The sequence below is a fragment of the Mucilaginibacter sp. A3364 genome, from assembly GCF_059690715.1.
The window spans coordinates 246,899-266,019 of record NZ_JCAWED010000001.1 but is presented as its reverse complement, the minus strand read 5'-3'; the positions used below and the strand labels follow the sequence as shown (position 1 = coordinate 266,019).

The following is a 19,121-nucleotide window of genomic DNA, read 5'->3' as shown; positions in this document are numbered from 1 at the left end:
CAATATTATCAAATACGCAAAGTATTGCGTCTCTGCTTTCCGTGCATTATCTTTAAACAACGCGAAGGATTTTTTCCTAATCATCGTCATATCACCCATATAACCCAAACTTGACTGAGCAAGAACTAATTGCCGGCTTATTGGAGGGCAGCGAAACTGCCTTCAAAACGCTTGTTAACACCTTTAAAAAAATGGTGTATAACACGGTATTGGGTTTTGTGCAGAATACGCACGACGCGGAAGATATAACCCAGGATGTTTTTATAAAAGTGTTTGAAAACATCAGTCGCTTTAAACAGCAAAGTAAGCTAAGCACCTGGATATACCGCATCAGCGTTACGCAGGCTATTGATTTTACACGACACAAAACCCGCAAAAAGCGACTGGGCTTTTTAACCAGTCTGTTTGGCGCGGGCGATGAACTGGTACACGACCCGCCCGATTTTATACATCCGGGTGTACTGGCGGAAAATAAGGAGCAATCGGCGATATTGTTTAAGGCGATTAATAAGCTGCCCGAAAATCAAAAGACGGCCTTTATACTGCAAAAGGTGCAGGATATGAGTCAGCGGCAAATAGCCGAGATAATGAATTTGAACGAAGGCGCGATAGAGTCACTGTTAAGCCGGGCCAAGGGTAACTTAAAAAAATCATTGAACAACTACTATTCATCATTATGAAAAAAGATATAGAACAAGCCATACAACAAACGCTAAGTAGTTTGGATGGGATGCAGCAATTGGAAGCTAACAATTTCCTGGCGGCGAAGGCCTGGCAACGGATGAAAAACCGGCACCGAGAGGCTACTGTGGCGCATAGTCGGTTGATGGTTCGCTTAGCGGCTGTGTTGGTTTTATTTGTGGGGATTAACACCGCAAGTTTTGTATTGCTTAAAAACCAACCCGAAGCTAAACCAACCCAGGAAACAAGCGGAGCTGATGCCTTCGCCGAAGCCTACAGCCTTAACACCAATACCGATAGTTATTAATAACAATTGATATGAAAAGTTATAAAGTTTTAATAGTGATAGTAGTGGCACTGGTGGTAGTGAACTGCGCACTATTAGCCGTAATATGGCTGGGGCAAAATAAACAGCCCGGCAACCAGGGCCCACCAAAGGCAGCCAACGAGTACCTGATAAAGGAACTGAGCCTTACCCCTGCGCAGCAAAAAAAATACGAGTTGATGCGACAGGACCATTTTGAGCGTACCCGCCAGCTTAACCGCCTAAGCCGGGGCCTGCGCGATGAGTTTTTTGAAAACATTAAAAGCGACAAATTGGATACCGCCGCTGCCAATGCCGCCGAAGCCAAAATACTGGCCAACCAAATGACTTTAGATACCATAACGCTTAACCACTTCAGGCAGTTTAGGGCTATACTATCGCCAAAGCAACAGGGCAGGTTTGACCAGATCATTCAAAATGCTTTACGGATGATGGGCGGCCCGCCAAGGCATGGCCCGGGCCGGGGGCCGCAGGGAGGGCCACCGCGTGATGGACAAGGACCACCGCTTGATGGACAGGGACCGCCACCCGGGGATTTTGAGCCACCTCCTGACGGGCAGGGACCACCGCCGCCGGGCAACTAGAAAAATATTTTATCATGAGCGAAGGAATTTATGCTGGTACACATCTAATCAGTATAAATTCCTTTTATTATGAAAATAAAACCTATAAACCTAATGCTTGGCCTCGCCGCTGTTGCCGCAGCCATTCTATCTTGCAAAAAAGAAACAGCAACACCTGCTGATAGTACCAATACAACAACTACTACAACTACTACCACCAGTACACCAACCGTAGGTAGTACCGTGCCTGATGTTTACAAGAAGATATATAACGCCAAGGATATTTATATTGAGGGTAACTTTGTGGTAATTAAAACCACCAGCCTGCCCGATCATAAATCGCCTTATTACAAAAACACGCAGTGGTCATCGCAATACGAGGCTTTTAACGGCACCGCCGCTTTCAGCCAAAACCCAAACGTGATAGCTCAAAGTAACCTTACTTTTAAAATACCGCTTAATCCTACTATGGCTACAACGCATACCTCAACCCCGGGTGGGCCTATGGGTGTGGCTATAAACGGCGTGCCTATTTTTAACCAGTACGCGGCCGGCGGTTCGCCTTTAACTAACGAGATCATCAGCTTTGATCAATATAACGGCCACCCCCAGCAACAGGGGCAATATCATTACCACGCCGAGCCTTATTACTTAACTACTACCAAAGGTAAAAGCGCTTTAATTGGTTTCCTGCTGGATGGCTTCCCGGTATATGGTCCACAGGAGGGTAGCAAAACTATCACCAACGCCGATCTGGATGCATATCACGGTCATACCGCCGCTACTACCGAATATCCGGCAGGCATTTATCATTATCACGTTACCGCAGCAGACCCTTACATTAACGGCAACCAGTTTTATGGAACGGCAGGCACAGTATCTCAATAAGTTTATCTTGATGCTATGGGTGGGCATTTTGGTCATCACCCTGTACATAAGCGCGAGGCCCCGCCCTATCCCCGAAAAATGGGTAAAAAGCAACGACAAGGGCCTTACACATCTTAATGGCTACCTGTATTATAACCGCGAGGTATTTTCAGGCTGGCTGTATGAGGATTACCCAAACGGCAACCGCGCTATGGCCACCCCTTTTTTTGAAGGCAAGGAGGAAGGCGTGATGCGCACTTGGTATCCTGATAAAAGGCAAGAACAGGAACGCCTTTACGTTAACGGCAGAAAAGAAGGCATACACAAAGGCTGGTGGCCTGATGGCAGCGCTAAATTTGAATACCAGTTTGAAGACGACGAGCACAATGGCAGCGCCAAAGAGTGGGCAGACAATGGAAGGCTTTTCCGTGTTTTTAACTATAACAAAGGCCATGAAGACGGCCTGCAAAGAATGTGGTGGGCCGATGGCCGTGTGCGCGCCAATTATGTAGTAAAAGATGGTAAACAATACGGGTTGATAGGCCGTAAGCTTTGCAGAAATACATTCGCGAAAAATGAAAAGATATAACCTGATCTTGTTTTTATTGCTATTAATGAGCAGCTGTCAGATGACACCCAAAGAAGGACTGCCGTTTTACAACACGCCCGATTTTACCCCTGTATGGCTGGCACCCGGCGATGCGGGCTATGATACCATTCATACCATTGCTCCCTTCAGCTTTAAAAACCAGTTGGGGCAGGTAATTGATAATAAAAACACAGCAGGTAAGATATATGTGGCCAACTTTTTCTTCGCATCGTGCAAAAACATTTGCCCGCCTATGATGGATAATTTGGCCAGGGTGGACGAAGCTTTTAAAGGCGATGCCAAAGTGCTCATCCTGTCGCACACGGTAACACCAACCCGCGATAGTGTACCTGTGCTGTTTAATTATGCCATGCAGCATCGTATTGACCCTAAACGATGGTGGCTGCTTACGGGTAATCATGACGCTACTTATAAGCTGGCGCGAAAATCCTATTTCGCCGATGAAGAAAGTGGTTTCGACAAAGGCTTTGACGAGTTTTTACATACAGAGAACTTAGTATTGGTTGATGATAAAGGCCGCATACGTGGCGTATACAACAGTTCGTTAACAACAGAAGTTGACAACTTGATTGCTGATATTAAGAAGCTTGAGTTAGAAATATAAACCATCATTGCGATCTCTTCCTACGCGAACCGGGACCGGTGATGGGGGCATCTCTGGTATGGTTTACTGGTGGAGGGGTCGCAATGATCAATTGCCCTTCCCCTTAATTTACATATTGAAATGCGTGAGGGTGCGCCACTTTTTAAGTGGCGCACTTGGCGCAGCTTATTTTATTTAAATATTTGATTTTAAATACATTAACAGAAAAAGCGGCTCACTTTTGGCACACCTTAAAAGTCAGTAAAGCTACACTTAAAATTATATCAAATACCTGTTTATCAACACATTGCAAAAGTGGCAATTTTGTATAAAAAGTGGCGCACCCTGGCGCACTATTTTTTTGCCGCAACTACTAAATTATGTCATCTCTCACTATCGTTCGAGATGACATATTATAAAAGCGAGATGGATGTGTTGTAAAACTATCTTGCTATATTAAACCCATGAAACTGCGCAGCAGCTACCTGGCCGATTTTATTTCACTCCTCTTCCCGCAGCTTTGCCCCGCCTGCGGCGAGAGTTTGATGGCCAACGAGGAAATAATTTGTACCGATTGCCATTACAACCTGCCACTCACCAATTTTCATTTACAGGCTGACAATATTGTAGCGCAACAATTTTGGGGTAAAGTGAAGCTGGAAAATGCCTACGCGCTATACTATTTTACCAAAGGCGGCAAAGTGCAAAATCTGATGCATCATTTTAAATATAGCGGCATGCAAAAAATAGGTAATGTACTGGGAAGCATTGCCGGCGGTCAGCTAGCACAAACCGCGCAATATGGCAGCATTGACTACATTATACCTGTGCCACTCCATAAAAAACGACTAAAAGAGCGCGGGTATAATCAAAGCGCCTGTTTCGCCGAAGGCCTGGCCACTAAAATGACGGCATCTGTTGAGGTAAACAATTTGGTCCGCACCCGCGCCACCCAAACACAAACAAAAAAATCCCGCTTCGCGAGATTTGAGAACATGCAGGAAGTTTTCGCGGTGCAGCATCCCGACAGGTTACAAAACAAACACGTGTTGCTGGTTGACGATATAGTTACTACCGGCTCCACCCTGGAAGCCTGCGCCATACCATTACTACAAATACCGGGGTTAAAGCTAAGTATTGCTACTATAGCGTATGCGGAATGATTTTGGTCATTCTTTTAGTCATTGTGTCATTGGTCATTAGGTCATTGGTTTGTTTGAGATGACTAACAACCGGTAAAGCGATATATCACAAAGCACATGAAATATCGGCACCAGGCCGCCAATCAAAAAAATGACTAATGGCTCAATGACCAATGACAAGCGAAGCTTATTACTGCTTCTGATACCTGCTCAGTTTTTCGTAAAGGGCTTTTGGTTCAAACGGCTTCAGGATATAATCGTTCATGCCGGCACCGCCTATCTGGTCCATCTGGCTGTTAAGCAGTGATGCTGTAAGCGCTATAATTGGCAGTTGTTTAAAGTAAGGCTCGGCTTTATCGCGGATGATCTGGGTAGCTTCCAGGCCGCCCATCTCGGGCATGTGGATGTCCATTAATACAACGTCGTACTTATTGCTTTCTACCTTGCTAACAGCTTGTATACCATTTTCGGCGAAATCGATCTTAGCTCCCCATTTAGTGAGGATCTTATTGATCAGCAATCTGTTGATCTGGTTATCGTCAACTACAAGTACATTAATGTTTAATCCTGCTTCCACGTTATTAGGGTTATCTTTTTTATTATCTGCCTTATTAAAAGTTATCGTAAACGAAAAAGTTGAACCCTTACCGGGCTCGCTATCCACGTTAACACGCGAATCGTGCAGTTCAATCAATCGTTTACTAATCGCTAAACCCAAGCCCGTACCTCCGTACTTACGGGTGGTATCAGCCTCAGCTTGTTTAAACGACTCAAATATCGTATTTAATTTATTATTTGCGATACCAATTCCTGTATCAGTTATCGCAAATCGTATTCTTACACGTTTATTTGTTTGTTGTATTACTTTTAAATCAACATTAACGCCACCCTCATCGGTAAACTTAACCGCATTACTAATTAAATTTAACAGTATTTGCGCTAAGCGTGTACTATCACCAACAATGGTTTGCGGTACTTCGGCATCAATATTTGGAGAAAGATAAATATTTTTTTCCTTGGTTTTATATTGCATCGAAGCTATAATACTGTTAATCAGCTCGCGCAAATCAACTTTACCTCTTTCAAGCGTTATATTACCTGTTTCTATCTTGGTAAAATCCAACACATCGTTAATTAACGACATCAGGTTATCTGCCGAAAACTTCAACACCTTCAGGTTTTCTTCCTGCTTCGGGAGCGGGTTGTCTTCCATCAGGATATGAGACATACCGATCACCGCATTTAGCGGCGTACGTATCTCATGGCTCATAACCGATATAAACATATCTTTAGCACGGTTAAGGTTCAACGCCTCTTCCCGGGCGGCTATCAGTTCCAGCTCTACTTTTTTCTTGGCAGTGATATCAATCACCACTTCTACATACTTATCAACCTCGCCACGGCCGTTCAGTATCACCGAATTGATAACAGTGATCCATATCGGCGTCCCGTCTTTTTTATAAGCCAACAGGTCAACCTCAAAGGCTTGTTTGTTTCTGGACAGTTCGCGGGCGTTTTGGATAATACTCATATCCGTTAGCTCACCACGCAAAATATCGCCTAGTTGTTTTGAGTAAACATCGGCCAGGCCAAAGCCTGTTATTTTGCCGAAAGCACCGTTAACCCATTCAATATTGCCCTTGCTATCATTAATTACCACACCGCTATTAGTGCTGCTGGCCACCATGGACAGCATGGTCAACTCGGTTTCCACCATCTTACGGTCGGTAATATCAACCATAGTGGCTACCTGGCGCTCAACGCCGCCCTCTTCGTTAAAGAAGGGGCTGTTTGACATAGCCACCCAAATAGGTGTTTTATCTTTTTTGTAGATGAGTATCTCAACGCTGTATGAACGTTTTTCTTCAACAGCTTGCTTGGCACGTTCAAAAACACCCAGATCGGTATTCTCGCCCACCAGCATCATACCAAACTTTTTACCCTTCATTTCGTCAAGAGTGTAGCCGGTAATTTTTTCCATGGTCTCGTTCATCCAGATCACGGTGCCCTCGCTATCGCGTGTAAGCATGCCTGTCGGCGATTTTTGCGCCGCAAAGGATAATATCTCCAGGTCCTTTTGAGCCTGCTTACGTGCGGTTATATCAACCAATACACGAATGTATTTTTCTACATTACCGTTTTGATCATAAATATTTGAACTGATGGCAGACAGCCAAACCTTTTCACCATCCTTACGAGTGGCGTGGATGTGTAATGAGTAGGATTTTTTAGAAGCAATGCGTTCCTGGTACTGACTTTCAATAACAGCATCATTTTCCGGCGAAAACAAGTCGCGAAGGCGTTTGCCTTTTACATCCTCAAATTCGTAACCGGTTATATTGGTAAAAGCTTCATTGGTCCATATCACAGCGTCATTGGCATCGCTTACAGCAACACCATTAACCATTTTACCGGCCACCATAGATAGTTGCTCCAGTTCGGCCACTACGGTTTTTTGATAAGTAATATCCCTACCGCTGGCATACCATTTACCCGCTTTATGTATGCCGCACCAGCCTATCCATTTGGCTTCGCCGGTACGGGTAACCGTTTCGGTTTCCAATTCGAACGATTGCTGTGTGGCTACCGCTTTTTCTATCAGCGGCACAAACTGCTCGCGGTTACGGCCAACCACAAAATCCCATAATGATTTGCCAATGGCTTCCTGCGGGGTATAACCCAAAATGGTGGTCACGGCATTATTGATAAGCTCAATGCTCGAATCGCTATTAGCTATAAAATGTATCTCGGGCGAAGTATCAAACAGGTTATAAAACTCGCGGTGCATAGCCAGCGATTCTTCCAGTTCTTTTTTCTGTTTGCGCAGCAGAAAGTGCGACATCACCTCATCAGCCAGCGTACGCAGGGCATCGCGCTGTTCGGCACTTAACTTACGCGGCACCATATCTACCACACATAAAGTACCCAAACGATGGCCGTCAGGGTCTATCAGCGGAGCACCTGCATAAAAACGGATGTGCGCGTCGCCGGTTACAGCAGGATGATCTTTAAAAATTTCATCTTCGGCTGCATTGGTAACCTCCAGTATCTCGTCGTTAAGTATGGTGTAATTGCAGAAAGCGTCGGCGCGCGGAGTTTCGGTGGCATCCAAGCCAACTACCGATTTGAACCATTGCCGTTTATCATCCAATAAGGTAATAACCGCAATAGGTACCTGGCATATGTAGGAGGCCAGGCGGGTAATAGCATCAAACTCCTTCTCGGGTAAGGTATCCAATACATTATAAGAGCTAAGCGCCTCGAGGCGCTTAGCTTCTTGTTCTGTATTTAAATGCGTTTGTTGCTTTGTATCGTCCATCTACTCAGTGCCCTTGTATAACGGAAATTTCTCCGTTAACTTGTGCACCTTTTTACGGATCTTGTTTAGAGAAAGTTCGTTTTCCGGATCTTTTATTACTTCATCTACCAGTTCAACTATCGCTTCCATTTGTTTCTCTTTCATACCACGGCTGGTTACAGCTGCTGTACCTATACGGATACCCGAGGTAATGAATGGCGACTTATCATCGTAAGGCACCATGTTTTTATTGATGGTGATATCGGCCTTTACCAAAGCGTTCTCGGCAGCTTTACCGGTTACGCCTTTGTTACGCAGGTCAATCAGCACCAAATGGTTATCTGTACCGCCTGATACGATCTCGTAACCGCGGGCTATGAAAGCCTCGGCAATAGCGGCACCGTTCTTTTTAACCTGTACAATGTATTTCATGTATTGCTCAGACAAAGCCTCGCCAAAAGCGATAGCTTTAGCAGCAATAATATGCTCTAACGGACCACCCTGTGTGCCCGGGAAAACCGCCATATCCAACAGGTTTGACATCATACGAATCTCGCCTTTCGGAGTTTTGTGGCCCCATGGGTTTTCAAAATCTTTACCCATCATGATCAGGCCGCCACGTGGGCCGCGTAAGGTTTTGTGGGTAGTTGTGGTAACAATGTGGCAATGCGGAAGCGGATCTGTCAATAAACCGCGTGCAATTAAACCTGCAGGGTGCGAAATATCAGCCAACACTAAAGCGCCAACTTTATCGGCAACGGCACGGATGCGGGCATAATCCCAATCGCGCGAGTAAGCCGAAGCGCCGCAGATGATCATTTTTGGTTTTTCTTTAAGGGCTACTTTTTCAAGCAGTTCATAATCAACATAACCGGTATCTTTTTTAACACCATAAAAATGCGGCTCGTACAATTTACCCGAAAAGTTAACCGCCGAACCATGCGTTAAGTGACCACCATGCGAAAGGTCAAATCCTAATATTTTGTCGCCCGGTTGTAAACATGCCAGCATAACCGCGGCATTGGCCTGCGCGCCAGAGTGTGGCTGCACGTTAACCCACTCGGCATTAAACAGCTCTTTTGCACGCTCAATAGCAATGGTTTCAATCTCATCAACTATCTGGCAGCCGCCGTAATAACGCTTTCCGGGCAAGCCCTCGGCATATTTGTTGGTAGCTACCGATCCGGCTGCTTCCATAACCTGCCTGCTTACAAAGTTCTCAGATGCAATAAGCTCCAATCCTTCTTCCTGGCGCTGTTGTTCTTCATCCAACAGCTTAAATATTAACTTGTCTCTTTTCATTTGATGTTTTAAAGGGTGTTTTTAAAAACGTCGCTAAGTTAATAAATGTTAAAGATTTAGACTACTGATTAAGTCGATTTAGGCCTAAAGTGCAAAACTTGCAAAAATGTGGATAACTGCATCTGCCAGTTAATGAGGCCAATAGCAATTATTGTTTGGAGGAGAATGCGCCGCGCCAAATATGTATCAATTCACGCCAGCTAAAATAGAATTATTGTAGGCTAAACATTGTTGGTAATGAGCGTGTAACATTTTTAATAGCGTAAAAATAGACTTACGAAGTTTTAAAACTTCGTAAGTCTTGTCCTAGAGAGCTATTTACTCAACCCAAATCCCCAATTCTTCCCTTTCTCCACCGCCGGTACTCCGCTGGCCATCCATTGCGGCATTGGGGCACCTTTAAGGTAGTGATCAAAAAACTGTTGTTCACGAATGGTAATATCTTTGCGGTTTTGGCGCTGCACCAGGTTGTGCGCTTCGCCGTTGTAAATAAGCAGCCAGGTAGGTTTGCCTAAACGGCGCAGGGCGGTGAACATTTCAATACCCTGGTAGTATGGTACCGCGCCATCGGCATCATTACTCATAATAGCTACCGGCGTTTTCACTTTGGGCAGATGGAATAATGGCGAGTTCTCAATATACAGATCAGGCCTTGCCCAAAGTGTGGCACCAATGCGGCTTTGGCCGTGCTCATACTGCGATTGGCGGTTATTACCACTCTCCCAACGTATACCACCGTAGGCCGACGTCATGTTAACCACCGGCGCACCGGCCCAGGCAGCCGCGTACATGTTGTTTACGGTAATCAAATAAGCCACCTGGTAACCACCCCAGCTTTGGCCCTGTATACCGATGTGCTTGGCATCAACCCAGGCATTCTTTTTCAGATGCTCCACACCCGAGTTTACATACTCTACCGCAGATTTACCCGGGTGACCGGTTTCATAACTGATATCCGGCGTAAACACCAAATAGCCATTACTCACAAAAAACGAAATAGGCAGGCGCGACGGCGTAGGCGCCGGTGCCTGGTAATTATATAATGTCTCTGATACCTTTTCGTAGAAATAGGCTATCATCGGGTATTTCTTTTTCGGGTCAAAGTTTTCGGGTTTGTATAAAATACCGGTGCCGGGTTTGCCTTTCGGTGTAGTCCAGCGCACCAGTTCGGCAGTGCCCCAATTGTAGTCGGCTTGCTGCAGGTTAATGGCGCTCAGGCGGGTTTCAACCTTTAGGTCGCTTGATAAATACAGATCAGGCGAGTGCTGGTAGTTAGCCTTGGTGTAAATAAATACATCTGCATTTTTTGCTTTTTGTACCGGGCCGTAGGCATACGGTGCCATGATCACTTTCTCGGGCGCGGCGCTATTGCTTAAGCTTTTTTTATAATAACCCCATTGCTTGTTCACCTCGTTTTGGGTGAGCAGCCACATGGGTTTGTTTGACGGGATGCCGCGCTCTTCCGGATCAGTAGTGCGGTAGCGGAAGATGAGTTTGTTTTTGCGGCCCGCGCCATTGGTTAAGTTTATGGCGTTGCCGTTGGTTGGGTCAACCTTCCATATGTCATAACGATCGTATATCAATACGCTCTTATCGCCCTGTTCCCAGCCCGCAATGCCGTAAGGCGACGGGCTATCGGGTACGTCATTGTCTTCCTCACCAACTTTGGTTAGTATTTTGGCGCTCAGATTTATTTTTTGGCCAGTGGCGATGTTATAAGCCGCCCAGTTCTGCTTTTGCGAATCGAACCAAACCACATACTTACCGTTAGGCGACATGCTATAACGAGCTTTCAACAACGGATTGATCAGTTTGCGCACGCCGCTTTTGGTATTGATCAAAAATGCCTGTTCGCGCGAGCCGCCTTCCCATTGGGCCTGTATGCGGGCGCTGGTGTCGGTTACGCCTAACACAAAATCATGATCACTGCTATCCGGAACGCTTACGCTTTGTATGGCTTTATCTGCCAGTTGCACCATCTTGGTGTAAGCATCGGGTCTGATCACCGCCAGATAACTCCTGCGTAACTCTCGTTGCAAACCGTTTAATTGTTGCGACTGCAAATAGTCATCTTTATAACCCCATATATCCAGCTTAGCTACTTCAAAATCAACAATAGTGGTATCCACAGCCTTCGGGATTGGCAGCGTACCGAAAAACACGCTCTTACCATCTTTACTAAATGATAACCTGCCGGCATCGCTCACGGCCCATTTGTCAGGCATCCCCTCTTTACCGGGCCCGGTCAGCAGGCGCGCGCTATCGGCAGTAGCGGTGTAATAATACAAGCTATAAGGTTTTATCTTAGTTTTTTCCGGGTTTTTTTCGGCCACAAAAACCAGTTGTGTGCCTGCATCATCAAACACCAAACTACGGTAAGTGCCCGGGCCGGTGCTTACGGCTTTCAGTTTATCATTAACAATATCATACACAAAGGCACCAGCTTTGACTTTTTTGTCGCCTTTTGGTGTGGTAACGGTAAAAGCCAGCAGCGTTCCGGTTTTGTTCAACTGGTAATCGGTTACATATTTAAAACTTTTGCTTTTACCGTTAGCTAATTGACGAAGGAATAACTCCGAACCGGGCAGGTTGGCATTAGCTTTAGCTGTATCGGCAGGCTTTTTGGCGAGAGCCGCGCTGCTATCCGCAGGGATAAAATAGGCCAGCACAGGCGCTTTCTCAGCTATTTTAAAGTTACGCACTGCAGGTATTTTTTCTATATCAGCCTTACCAAGGGTAATAATACCCAAAGTATCTTTTGGGTACTCCGCAGGCTTTTTCTTTTTAATTTTTAGCTGGCGGATATCCTGATAAGCCGGACGAATGCTTAACACCGCGTATTTAGAGTCACTGGTAAAGCGCGCCGTATCCGAGCGGGGCACGGTATTCCTGATATTGCCGCTGGCATCGGTTATTACCAGCTTGGCATCGCCGGCTTGCGGCTTCACCACATACATCACCCATTTGCCGTCGTTGCTTATACGTTCGCCAACCAGGCTTTGCCAGCCATCAAACGCGGCATGATCCAGTGGCTTTTTGTTTGTTTTTTGTGCAGATGCACCGGCGGCAAGGCACACCAATACCAGGAGGAATAGTAATTTCTTCATTTTCAGTTAATGGAAATTTGAATATCGGGATTTTTTGAGATAGTGGAGGGGTGTCACTAAGAAATTACTGTAAGAAGCTATTTCCCTTTTCTGTCATTGCGAGGAGGAACGACGAAGCAATCTCCGTATGCTATGTTGTACACCTGTCATCGAATTACTAAACCCTTACAGCAATGACAAGTTGAGTAAATTTACTCCTTCGCCGAGATCCAAAAATTATTATACCCCAACCCTATCTGTACATTGATCAATTCTTGCTGCAGCATTTCCAATACAGCCAGGAAATTGTAAACGAAGTGCACCTTATTTTCTGATTCTTTGGCGATGGCTTTAAAGTCCATCATTTTGTTGATGCGGAGCAGATCATCTATAGCTTTCTTCTGCTTTTCGATGGTGTAGGGATATTGCGTAACGGTGTGGGTAACCTGCTCGCTGCGGTTTTGATAGTTGCGCATCAGGCGGTTGTATACCATCATGAGGCGGTACAGGCTCAGGTCGGTTAGCTCTTCGCCGGGGTTGGCTACGCGTTCGGCTTGTTCAATATCTTCTTTGATGTTGCCGCGGCGTTCCTGCTTCAGGCGCTCCTCTTCCATTGGGCGCAGCTCTTCGCAAATCTCTTTGAACTTTTTATACTCTATCAGCTTACGGATCAGTTCTTCTTTTTGGTCAACCTCTACTTCGGTGCCGTCGGCATCGTATCGCGGCAGCAACAATTTAGCCTTGATGCGCATCAGCGTAGCGGCAACAAAAATAAACTCGCTGGCCAGCTCGATGTTAAGGCTGGTCATTTGGTGCATGTAATCCAGGAAATCATTGGCTATGTTGGTGATAGATATTTCGTGGATATCAAGCTCATCGCGCTCAATGAAAAACAAAAGCAGGTCGAAGGGCCCTTCAAACTGCGGTAATTTTATGGCAAAACTTTCCTGATCCATATGTGGTGGTAAAAATACACCTTCTGTAATTTAAACAATTTACAAATTGCAACCGTTAGCAATAATAAACAATATTTTGTCCTTAATTTACCAATTAACTTTGTTTACTTTGTAAGTTATTATTGCACCCAAAACATCAATGCAGGTAAAGGCCGGTGACTTATTAGAACAGATAAACTATCCCTCTGATTTAAAGAAGTTTAGTGAAAACGAGCTTGAGCAAATTTGCCAGGAGCTACGCCAGTATATAATCGACGTGGTATCGGTAAACGGTGGCCACTTTGGCGCCAGCCTTGGGGTGGTTGAGCTTACCGTTGCCCTGCATTATATTTTAAACACGCCTTACGATCAATTGGTGTGGGATGTGGGCCACCAGGCTTACGGCCATAAGATACTAACCGGTCGCCGCGAGGTGTTTGACAGCAATCGTTTATACGGCGGTATCAGCGGTTTCCCTAAACGTAGCGAAAGCGAGTACGATACCTTTGGCGTTGGCCACTCATCTACTTCCATTTCGGCGGCTTTGGGTATGGCTGTGGCATCGCAATACAAGGGCGAAACCGACAGGCAGCACGTAGCCGTTATTGGCGATGGCTCCATGACCGCGGGTATGGCCTTTGAAGCACTTAACCATGCCGGTATTGAAAACTCAAACCTGCTGGTTATTCTTAACGACAACAATATGGCTATTGACCCTAATGTTGGCGCGCTAAAGGAATATTTAACATCAATAACTACTTCAAAGCCTTATAACCGTTTCCGTGATGATGTTGCCGGAGTGCTGGCTAAAATATCGCAGATAGGCCCCGACGCATATAACCTGGCTCAAAAAATTGAGAAAAGCATAAAAGGTACTTTGCTGAAGCGAAGCAACTTTTTTGAAGCTTTAAAATTCAGATATTTTGGCCCGGTGGATGGGCATGACGTGAAGAACCTGGTGAAGGTTTTGAATGACTTGCGCGATATACCCGGCCCTAAGCTATTGCACTGCATTACCGTAAAAGGTAAAGGCTATGCACTGGCGGAAAAAGACCAGACCAAATGGCACGCCCCCGGCTTGTTTGACAAGATTACCGGCGAGATTAAAAAAGCGAAGCATGATAAGCCGCAGCCACCTAAATACCAGGATGTGTTCGGTCATAGCATAATTGAACTGGCCGAAGCCAACCCTAAAATAATGGGTATCACGCCGGCCATGCCATCGGGTTGTTCATTAAACCTGATGATGAAGGCCATGCCAAACCGCGCGTTTGACGTGGGCATTGCCGAACAGCATGCCGTAACCTTCTCGGCCGGATTGGCTACACAAGGTTTAGTACCTTTTTGTAATATATACTCCAGCTTTATGCAGCGGGCGTATGACCAGGTGATACATGATGTGGCCATACAAAAATTAAACGTTGTATTTTGCCTTGACCGTGCCGGTATTGCCGGTGCCGACGGCCCTACGCACCATGGCGCTTACGACCTTGCCTTTATGCGCTGCATACCAAACATGACGGTATCGGCACCTATGAATGAAGAAGAACTGCGTAACCTGATGTACACCGCACAGCAGGACAATATCGGTCCGTTTGTGATACGCTACCCACGTGGTAACGGGGTGATGGTAGACTGGCGCAAGCCTTTTAAAGCTATCCCGGTAGGTAAAGGCCGCAAAATATGCGATGGCGAAGAACTAGCCATACTAACCATTGGCCACATTGGCAACGAAGCCGTTAAAGCTACCGCCGAACTTAATGCCGAAGGCTACCTGCCTGCACACTACGATCTGCGTTTTGTAAAACCGTTAGACGAAGCCCTACTACACGAAGTATTTAAAAAATACAGCAAAGTAATTACCGTGGAAGACGGCTGCATAGAAGGCGGCATGGGCAGCGCGGTACTTGAATTTATGGCCGATAACAATTACCAGGCCCAGGTAACCCGCCTTGGCATCCCCGATAAAATTGTGGAGCACGGCGACCAGCCCGAACTATGGGCCGAATGCGGCTACGATGCCAAAGGCATTGCCACCGCCGTCCGCCAGATAGCGACAAAAAGAAGCGCACATACGATAGCTAGTTAATTAGAGGTTAGAGACTAGTGATTAGTCAAATACGTAAAAAAGGGATGGTTCAGCACCATCCCTTTTTTTTAGCTTAATTAGCCAATTTTAATGACTAATGACTAATCAACCATCTCAATGCATTTTATAGCTGGCAATATCATAGTGCAGTTTGCGGAATGAGCTGCGCAGACCTATAGTCAGCATGGTAGTTTTGTCGTTAAATTGCGCGTTGCGTTCGTTCCTGTAAATGCCGCCCAGCTCAAAACGCAGGTTGTACTTAGGGTTAAGTACGTAAGCTACCTTTCCTTCCAGGTAATACATATCAGTAGTGAGGCCCTGGCCTATGTAGTTTCCAAATTGTTTGGCGGCCAGGTTATATAGTTTAAATATGTCCTTACCGTAGTTTAAACCATTTTCATCCAAACCGTAGTGGGCATAGTTTGCTTGTGCGCTAAAATCAAACCTTTTATAGCTGTAGTTTAGTAAACCAACCCATTCGCGGTAGTTGGCACCAAAAGGGTGAGCCAATGGTTCGGCCTGCGCGCTGTAGTTAATGATATTGTTGTTCTGTTCGGAATAAGTGTATGGCAGGGCCGAGTTATACTCCAACAAATAGTTCAATGATTGTACCTTGAACAAGTTCGCTCCACGCACGCCCAATTGCCAGGCGTATTTATTACGCGAGCTGCCGTCGCCTTTAAAAAAGCTTTTGGCCTCAAACTCATCCAGCGCAAACTGTCCGTAAGCGGTTATCCCATCGGTTAGCTTGTATTTGCCTGTAAAACCTATCAAAACGTTATCAGGCGAGCCTATAGAGGCCTCTTCAGGCCTCAGGAACAGTATGGGGCTGGCGTATCCCCACTCAAAGCCACGCTTATTGCCCTCGGCATCAACATCGGCCCAGATAACCGAATCGAAAAAGCCTAACGACAAGCGTTTGGTTACGTTCCAATCCAAATAGTGGAACACCCCCCATTTACGACGGTAACCGTTAAGGTATGACAGTTGCGGCGAAGCCGGATCGGTCATGTAGGTCCACATAGCCATGTATTGCACATTGCCCAGGTTGGCTGTTAATTTCAGGAAGGGATAAGCCGAACCATCGGCAGATAATAACTGCGAGCGGTAGCCGTCGCCAATAAAAGTTCTGTCATTGCCCAGCGAGATATTTAAAAACCTAACCGGTGTGTACGAGATCACGGCAGTAACGTCCGACCAATCCTTGTTGTCCTTACCAAACGTACGATCATAAGCCTGGCCCGGCACAATGCCCACCTGATTAATATAGGTATTTAAATAAGTTGGAAAGCGAGCCTGGTTTTCAAAACCGCTTGAGTAGAAGTAAAAATTTTTGCCAATGGTACCACCCAATTGGAAACCACGGGTATTTAACCACACATTACGCTGGCCCGAAAAATCTTTACCAATGGTTAGATCGGGCAGGTAATCAGCAAAGAAGGTGTACTCCGATGTACGCACGTCAATTAAATGCTCATTGAATAACTTACGACGCCCCCAACTGTGTTTACTCAAAGTATCAACGCCCACATTCATCAGTTGGTCAAACCTGCGGTTCAGCACCGTGTCATCAACAAAATACTGCTTTAGCGCACTATGAAAACGGGTTTGCGGCGAATAAACCTGCTCATTCAGCTTCTGGTAAAACTGGTACGAGTAAGGCTGGTATCTTGCCTGCCCACGCGTGACTGCCACTGCTGCAAACAATAAAACTATGCTGGTTAATAATTTTTTCATGTTGTGTTGTATATGTTTTTCAGGTTATGCTTTATTCAAAATAGTTGAGGGTTTTAAAACCGTTCTTCTTTAAATGCTCGTTCTTTTTGGCCAGTTCCAGGTCGGTTTGCACCATGTCGGTAACCAGGGCTTCCAGGTTATACTTTGGTTTCCAGCTCAGTTTCTCCTGCGCCTTTGTAGCGTCGCCGATGAGTAGTTCAACTTCGGTAGGTCTAAAATATCGTGAATCAACCTTTATAACGGTTTGGCCCATATGTAACTGATCAACGGCCAGGCCAAGCTCTTTAGCCCTTTGCTTGTCAACATCAATGATCACCCCGCGTTCGTACTGGTCGCGACCGCTAAACTCAATATCAATACCCAACTCGGCAAAAGCCATTTTAATAAACTCGCGCACGGTGGTAGTTACGCCGGTGGCGATCACGAAATCTTCGGGTTTATCCTGCTGCAACATCAGCCACATGGCCTCAACGTAATCTTTAGCGTGGCCCCAATCCCGCTGCGCGGAAAGATTTCCCACATACAGGGTGCTTTGCAACCCCAAAGCTATTTGCGCGGCTGCCCGGGTAATTTTGCGGGTAACAAAAGTTTCGCCGCGTAGCGGACTTTCATGATTAAACAATATACCGTTGCAGGCATACATATTATAAGCTTCGCGATAGTTAACGATGATCCAGTAGCCGTACAGTTTAGCCACTGCATAAGGCGAACGCGGATAAAACGGCGTCGTTTCGCTTTGCGGAACCGCTTGCACCAAACCATACAACTCAGATGTTGATGCCTGGTAAATGCGTGTTTTCTTTGTTAATCCCAAAATACGCACCGCTTCCAGAATACGCAGTACACCCACCCCATCAGCATTGGCTGTATATTCGGGTGTATCAAAGCTAACTTTAACATGGCTTTGCGCGGCAAGATTATAGATCTCGTCGGGCTGTATTTCCTGGATGATGCGGATGAGATTGGTAGAATCTGTGAGATCGCCGTAATGCAGCTTAAACTTTACATCGGGCAGGTGTGGGTCATGATACAGGTGATCTATCCGATCGGTATTGAATGATGATGCACGCCTTTTTACGCCATGTACCTGGTATCCCTTTTTCAGCAGAAACTCGGCTAAGTAAGCACCATCCTGCCCGGTAACACCTGTAATTAACGCTACTTTCATGTTTTAGCTTTTGGTATGGCAATAAAGTGCAATATTATCCAATTTTAAGCAAAAGCGGGCAATTAAGTTTAATAAGGAGGGTTGTGGGGAGATGAAATATCGAACATCGAATACTGAATATCGAATAACGAAGGCCTACCCAACCTGTGCGAAGGAAACGTACTTATTACATCCCCGCCACAAAGTCTTCCAGCTCCTGGTACCATTCCGCGCCATATTTGCGGGTAAGCGGGCCTTTTAAAAACTCGTGCACGCGCACTTGTAGCTCGTCGCCAAAGCTGCAGGCGGGGCTGCAAATGCTCCAACGGTCGTAGTGCAATACGTCAAATTCGGGGTATTTGGTTATGCGGATGGGATACAGGTGGCATGATATAGGTTTCTTCCAATCGATAACACCTTCCTCGTAAGCTTTTTCAATAGCGCATTTGGTGATGCCGTTTTCCCAGGTTACATAGGCGCATTCTTTATTGGTATCAACACATGGGGTGGTATAGTCGCCTTCAAAATCGGTAACGTGCGTACCTTCACGCTCAACGGTTTCGATGCCTTTGGCGGTCATGTAAGGTTTCACTTTGGGATAGATCTCCTTCAGCTTATCCAGTTCATCGGCATCCAGCGGCGCGCCGCTATCACCCTCTAAACAGCAAATACCTTTGCACTTGCTTAAGTTGCAAACAAAGTTTTGCCTGATCACGTCCTCGTGCACCAATACGTTCCCTACTTCTATCATCTGTT

At 45.8% G+C, this 19,121-nt stretch carries 15 protein-coding genes; 8 read left to right on the top strand and 7 right to left on the bottom strand.

The window, feature by feature from the left end:
* The first annotated feature begins 110 nt into the window (after window positions 1-110).
* The 7 genes from AC59JT_RS01090 (at window position 111) to AC59JT_RS01060 (ending at window position 4,792) form a co-directional block, all read left to right on the top strand.
* Window positions 111-680, top strand: a complete 570-nt coding sequence (locus AC59JT_RS01090; RefSeq protein ID WP_497395258.1) for an RNA polymerase sigma factor — start codon at window positions 111-113, stop codon at window positions 678-680.
* Window positions 677-988, top strand: a complete 312-nt coding sequence (locus AC59JT_RS01085; protein ID WP_497395256.1) for a hypothetical protein — start codon at window positions 677-679, stop codon at window positions 986-988. Before AC59JT_RS01090 ends, AC59JT_RS01085 begins: the two co-directional genes overlap by 4 nt.
* An 11-nt stretch (window positions 989-999) precedes the next feature.
* Window positions 1,000-1,590, top strand: coding sequence for a Spy/CpxP family protein refolding chaperone (locus AC59JT_RS01080; protein ID WP_497395254.1), 591 nt, complete (start codon window positions 1,000-1,002; stop codon window positions 1,588-1,590).
* A gap of 69 nt (window positions 1,591-1,659) precedes the next feature.
* A complete protein-coding gene (locus AC59JT_RS01075; RefSeq protein WP_497395252.1) occupies window positions 1,660-2,457 on the top strand; it encodes a YHYH protein in 798 nt (265 codons plus the stop codon).
* A complete protein-coding gene (locus AC59JT_RS01070) occupies window positions 2,429-3,025 on the top strand; it encodes a toxin-antitoxin system YwqK family antitoxin (protein ID WP_497395250.1) in 597 nt (198 codons plus the stop codon). The genes AC59JT_RS01075 and AC59JT_RS01070 overlap by 29 nt, the downstream gene beginning before the upstream one ends.
* A complete protein-coding gene (locus AC59JT_RS01065) occupies window positions 3,012-3,650 on the top strand; it encodes an SCO family protein (RefSeq protein WP_497395248.1) in 639 nt (212 codons plus the stop codon). The genes AC59JT_RS01070 and AC59JT_RS01065 overlap by 14 nt, the downstream gene beginning before the upstream one ends.
* Window positions 3,651-4,093: 443 nt before the next feature.
* Window positions 4,094-4,792 (top strand): ComF family protein, encoded by a 699-nt coding sequence (locus AC59JT_RS01060; RefSeq protein ID WP_497395246.1) that lies wholly within the window; start codon window positions 4,094-4,096, stop codon window positions 4,790-4,792.
* A gap of 169 nt (window positions 4,793-4,961) precedes the next feature.
* Here the strand turns inward: AC59JT_RS01060 and AC59JT_RS01055 are convergent, their stop codons facing one another.
* The 4 genes from AC59JT_RS01055 to AC59JT_RS01040 all read right to left on the bottom strand — a co-directional run bounded on the left by AC59JT_RS01055 (window position 4,962) and on the right by AC59JT_RS01040 (window position 13,413).
* Entirely contained in the window at window positions 4,962-8,090 is a 3,129-nt protein-coding gene (locus tag AC59JT_RS01055; RefSeq protein ID WP_497395244.1) for a PAS domain-containing protein, read from the bottom strand.
* Entirely contained in the window at window positions 8,091-9,371 is a 1,281-nt protein-coding gene (gene glyA, locus AC59JT_RS01050; protein WP_497395242.1) for a serine hydroxymethyltransferase, read from the bottom strand. It abuts the gene before it with no gap.
* A 314-nt stretch (window positions 9,372-9,685) separates the two neighbouring features.
* On the bottom strand, window positions 9,686-12,478 hold the full coding sequence (locus AC59JT_RS01045; RefSeq protein ID WP_497395240.1) for a S9 family peptidase: 2,793 nt from the start codon (window positions 12,476-12,478) through the stop codon (window positions 9,686-9,688).
* A 191-nt stretch (window positions 12,479-12,669) separates the two neighbouring features.
* The gene (locus AC59JT_RS01040) at window positions 12,670-13,413 is read right to left on the bottom strand and encodes a segregation and condensation protein A (RefSeq protein WP_497395238.1); all 744 of its coding nucleotides are present in this window, start codon (window positions 13,411-13,413) and stop codon (window positions 12,670-12,672) included.
* Between the two features lie 139 nt (window positions 13,414-13,552).
* Here AC59JT_RS01040 and dxs point away from each other — a divergent pair, with 139 nt between their 5' ends.
* Window positions 13,553-15,481 (top strand): 1-deoxy-D-xylulose-5-phosphate synthase, encoded by a 1,929-nt coding sequence (dxs, locus tag AC59JT_RS01035; protein WP_497395236.1) that lies wholly within the window; start codon window positions 13,553-13,555, stop codon window positions 15,479-15,481.
* Window positions 15,482-15,595: 114 nt separating this feature from the next.
* Here the strand turns inward: dxs and AC59JT_RS01030 are convergent, their stop codons facing one another.
* The 3 genes from AC59JT_RS01030 to AC59JT_RS01020 form a co-directional block, all read right to left on the bottom strand.
* Complete coding sequence (locus AC59JT_RS01030; protein ID WP_497395234.1) at window positions 15,596-17,218, bottom strand: gliding motility protein RemB; 1,623 nt, start codon at window positions 17,216-17,218, stop codon at window positions 15,596-15,598.
* A 31-nt stretch (window positions 17,219-17,249) separates the two neighbouring features.
* Complete coding sequence (gmd, locus tag AC59JT_RS01025) at window positions 17,250-18,386, bottom strand: GDP-mannose 4,6-dehydratase (RefSeq protein ID WP_497395232.1); 1,137 nt, start codon at window positions 18,384-18,386, stop codon at window positions 17,250-17,252.
* A 166-nt stretch (window positions 18,387-18,552) separates the two neighbouring features.
* Window positions 18,553-19,116: a DUF3109 family protein gene (locus tag AC59JT_RS01020; protein WP_497395230.1), complete on the bottom strand. Its 564-nt coding sequence runs from the start codon at window positions 19,114-19,116 to the stop codon at window positions 18,553-18,555.
* Between the last annotated feature and the right edge of the window lie 5 nt (window positions 19,117-19,121).

Coding starts and splice junctions, on each gene's coding strand:
- gmd (WP_497395232.1), bottom strand. CDS start 18,386: ATGAAAGTAGCGTTAATTACAGGTGTTACCGGGCAGGATGGTGCTTAC.
- AC59JT_RS01045 (WP_497395240.1), bottom strand. CDS start 12,478: ATGAAGAAATTACTATTCCTCCTGGTATTGGTGTGCCTTGCCGCCGGT.
- AC59JT_RS01020 (WP_497395230.1), bottom strand. CDS start 19,116: ATGATAGAAGTAGGGAACGTATTGGTGCACGAGGACGTGATCAGGCAA.
- AC59JT_RS01065 (WP_497395248.1), top strand. CDS start 3,012: ATGAAAAGATATAACCTGATCTTGTTTTTATTGCTATTAATGAGCAGC.
- AC59JT_RS01030 (WP_497395234.1), bottom strand. CDS start 17,218: ATGAAAAAATTATTAACCAGCATAGTTTTATTGTTTGCAGCAGTGGCA.
- AC59JT_RS01060 (WP_497395246.1), top strand. CDS start 4,094: ATGAAACTGCGCAGCAGCTACCTGGCCGATTTTATTTCACTCCTCTTC.
- glyA (WP_497395242.1), bottom strand. CDS start 9,371: ATGAAAAGAGACAAGTTAATATTTAAGCTGTTGGATGAAGAACAACAG.
- AC59JT_RS01055 (WP_497395244.1), bottom strand. CDS start 8,090: ATGGACGATACAAAGCAACAAACGCATTTAAATACAGAACAAGAAGCT.
- AC59JT_RS01080 (WP_497395254.1), top strand. CDS start 1,000: ATGAAAAGTTATAAAGTTTTAATAGTGATAGTAGTGGCACTGGTGGTA.
- dxs (WP_497395236.1), top strand. CDS start 13,553: ATGCAGGTAAAGGCCGGTGACTTATTAGAACAGATAAACTATCCCTCT.
- AC59JT_RS01075 (WP_497395252.1), top strand. CDS start 1,660: ATGAAAATAAAACCTATAAACCTAATGCTTGGCCTCGCCGCTGTTGCC.
- AC59JT_RS01085 (WP_497395256.1), top strand. CDS start 677: ATGAAAAAAGATATAGAACAAGCCATACAACAAACGCTAAGTAGTTTG.
- AC59JT_RS01070 (WP_497395250.1), top strand. CDS start 2,429: ATGGAACGGCAGGCACAGTATCTCAATAAGTTTATCTTGATGCTATGG.
- AC59JT_RS01040 (WP_497395238.1), bottom strand. CDS start 13,413: ATGGATCAGGAAAGTTTTGCCATAAAATTACCGCAGTTTGAAGGGCCC.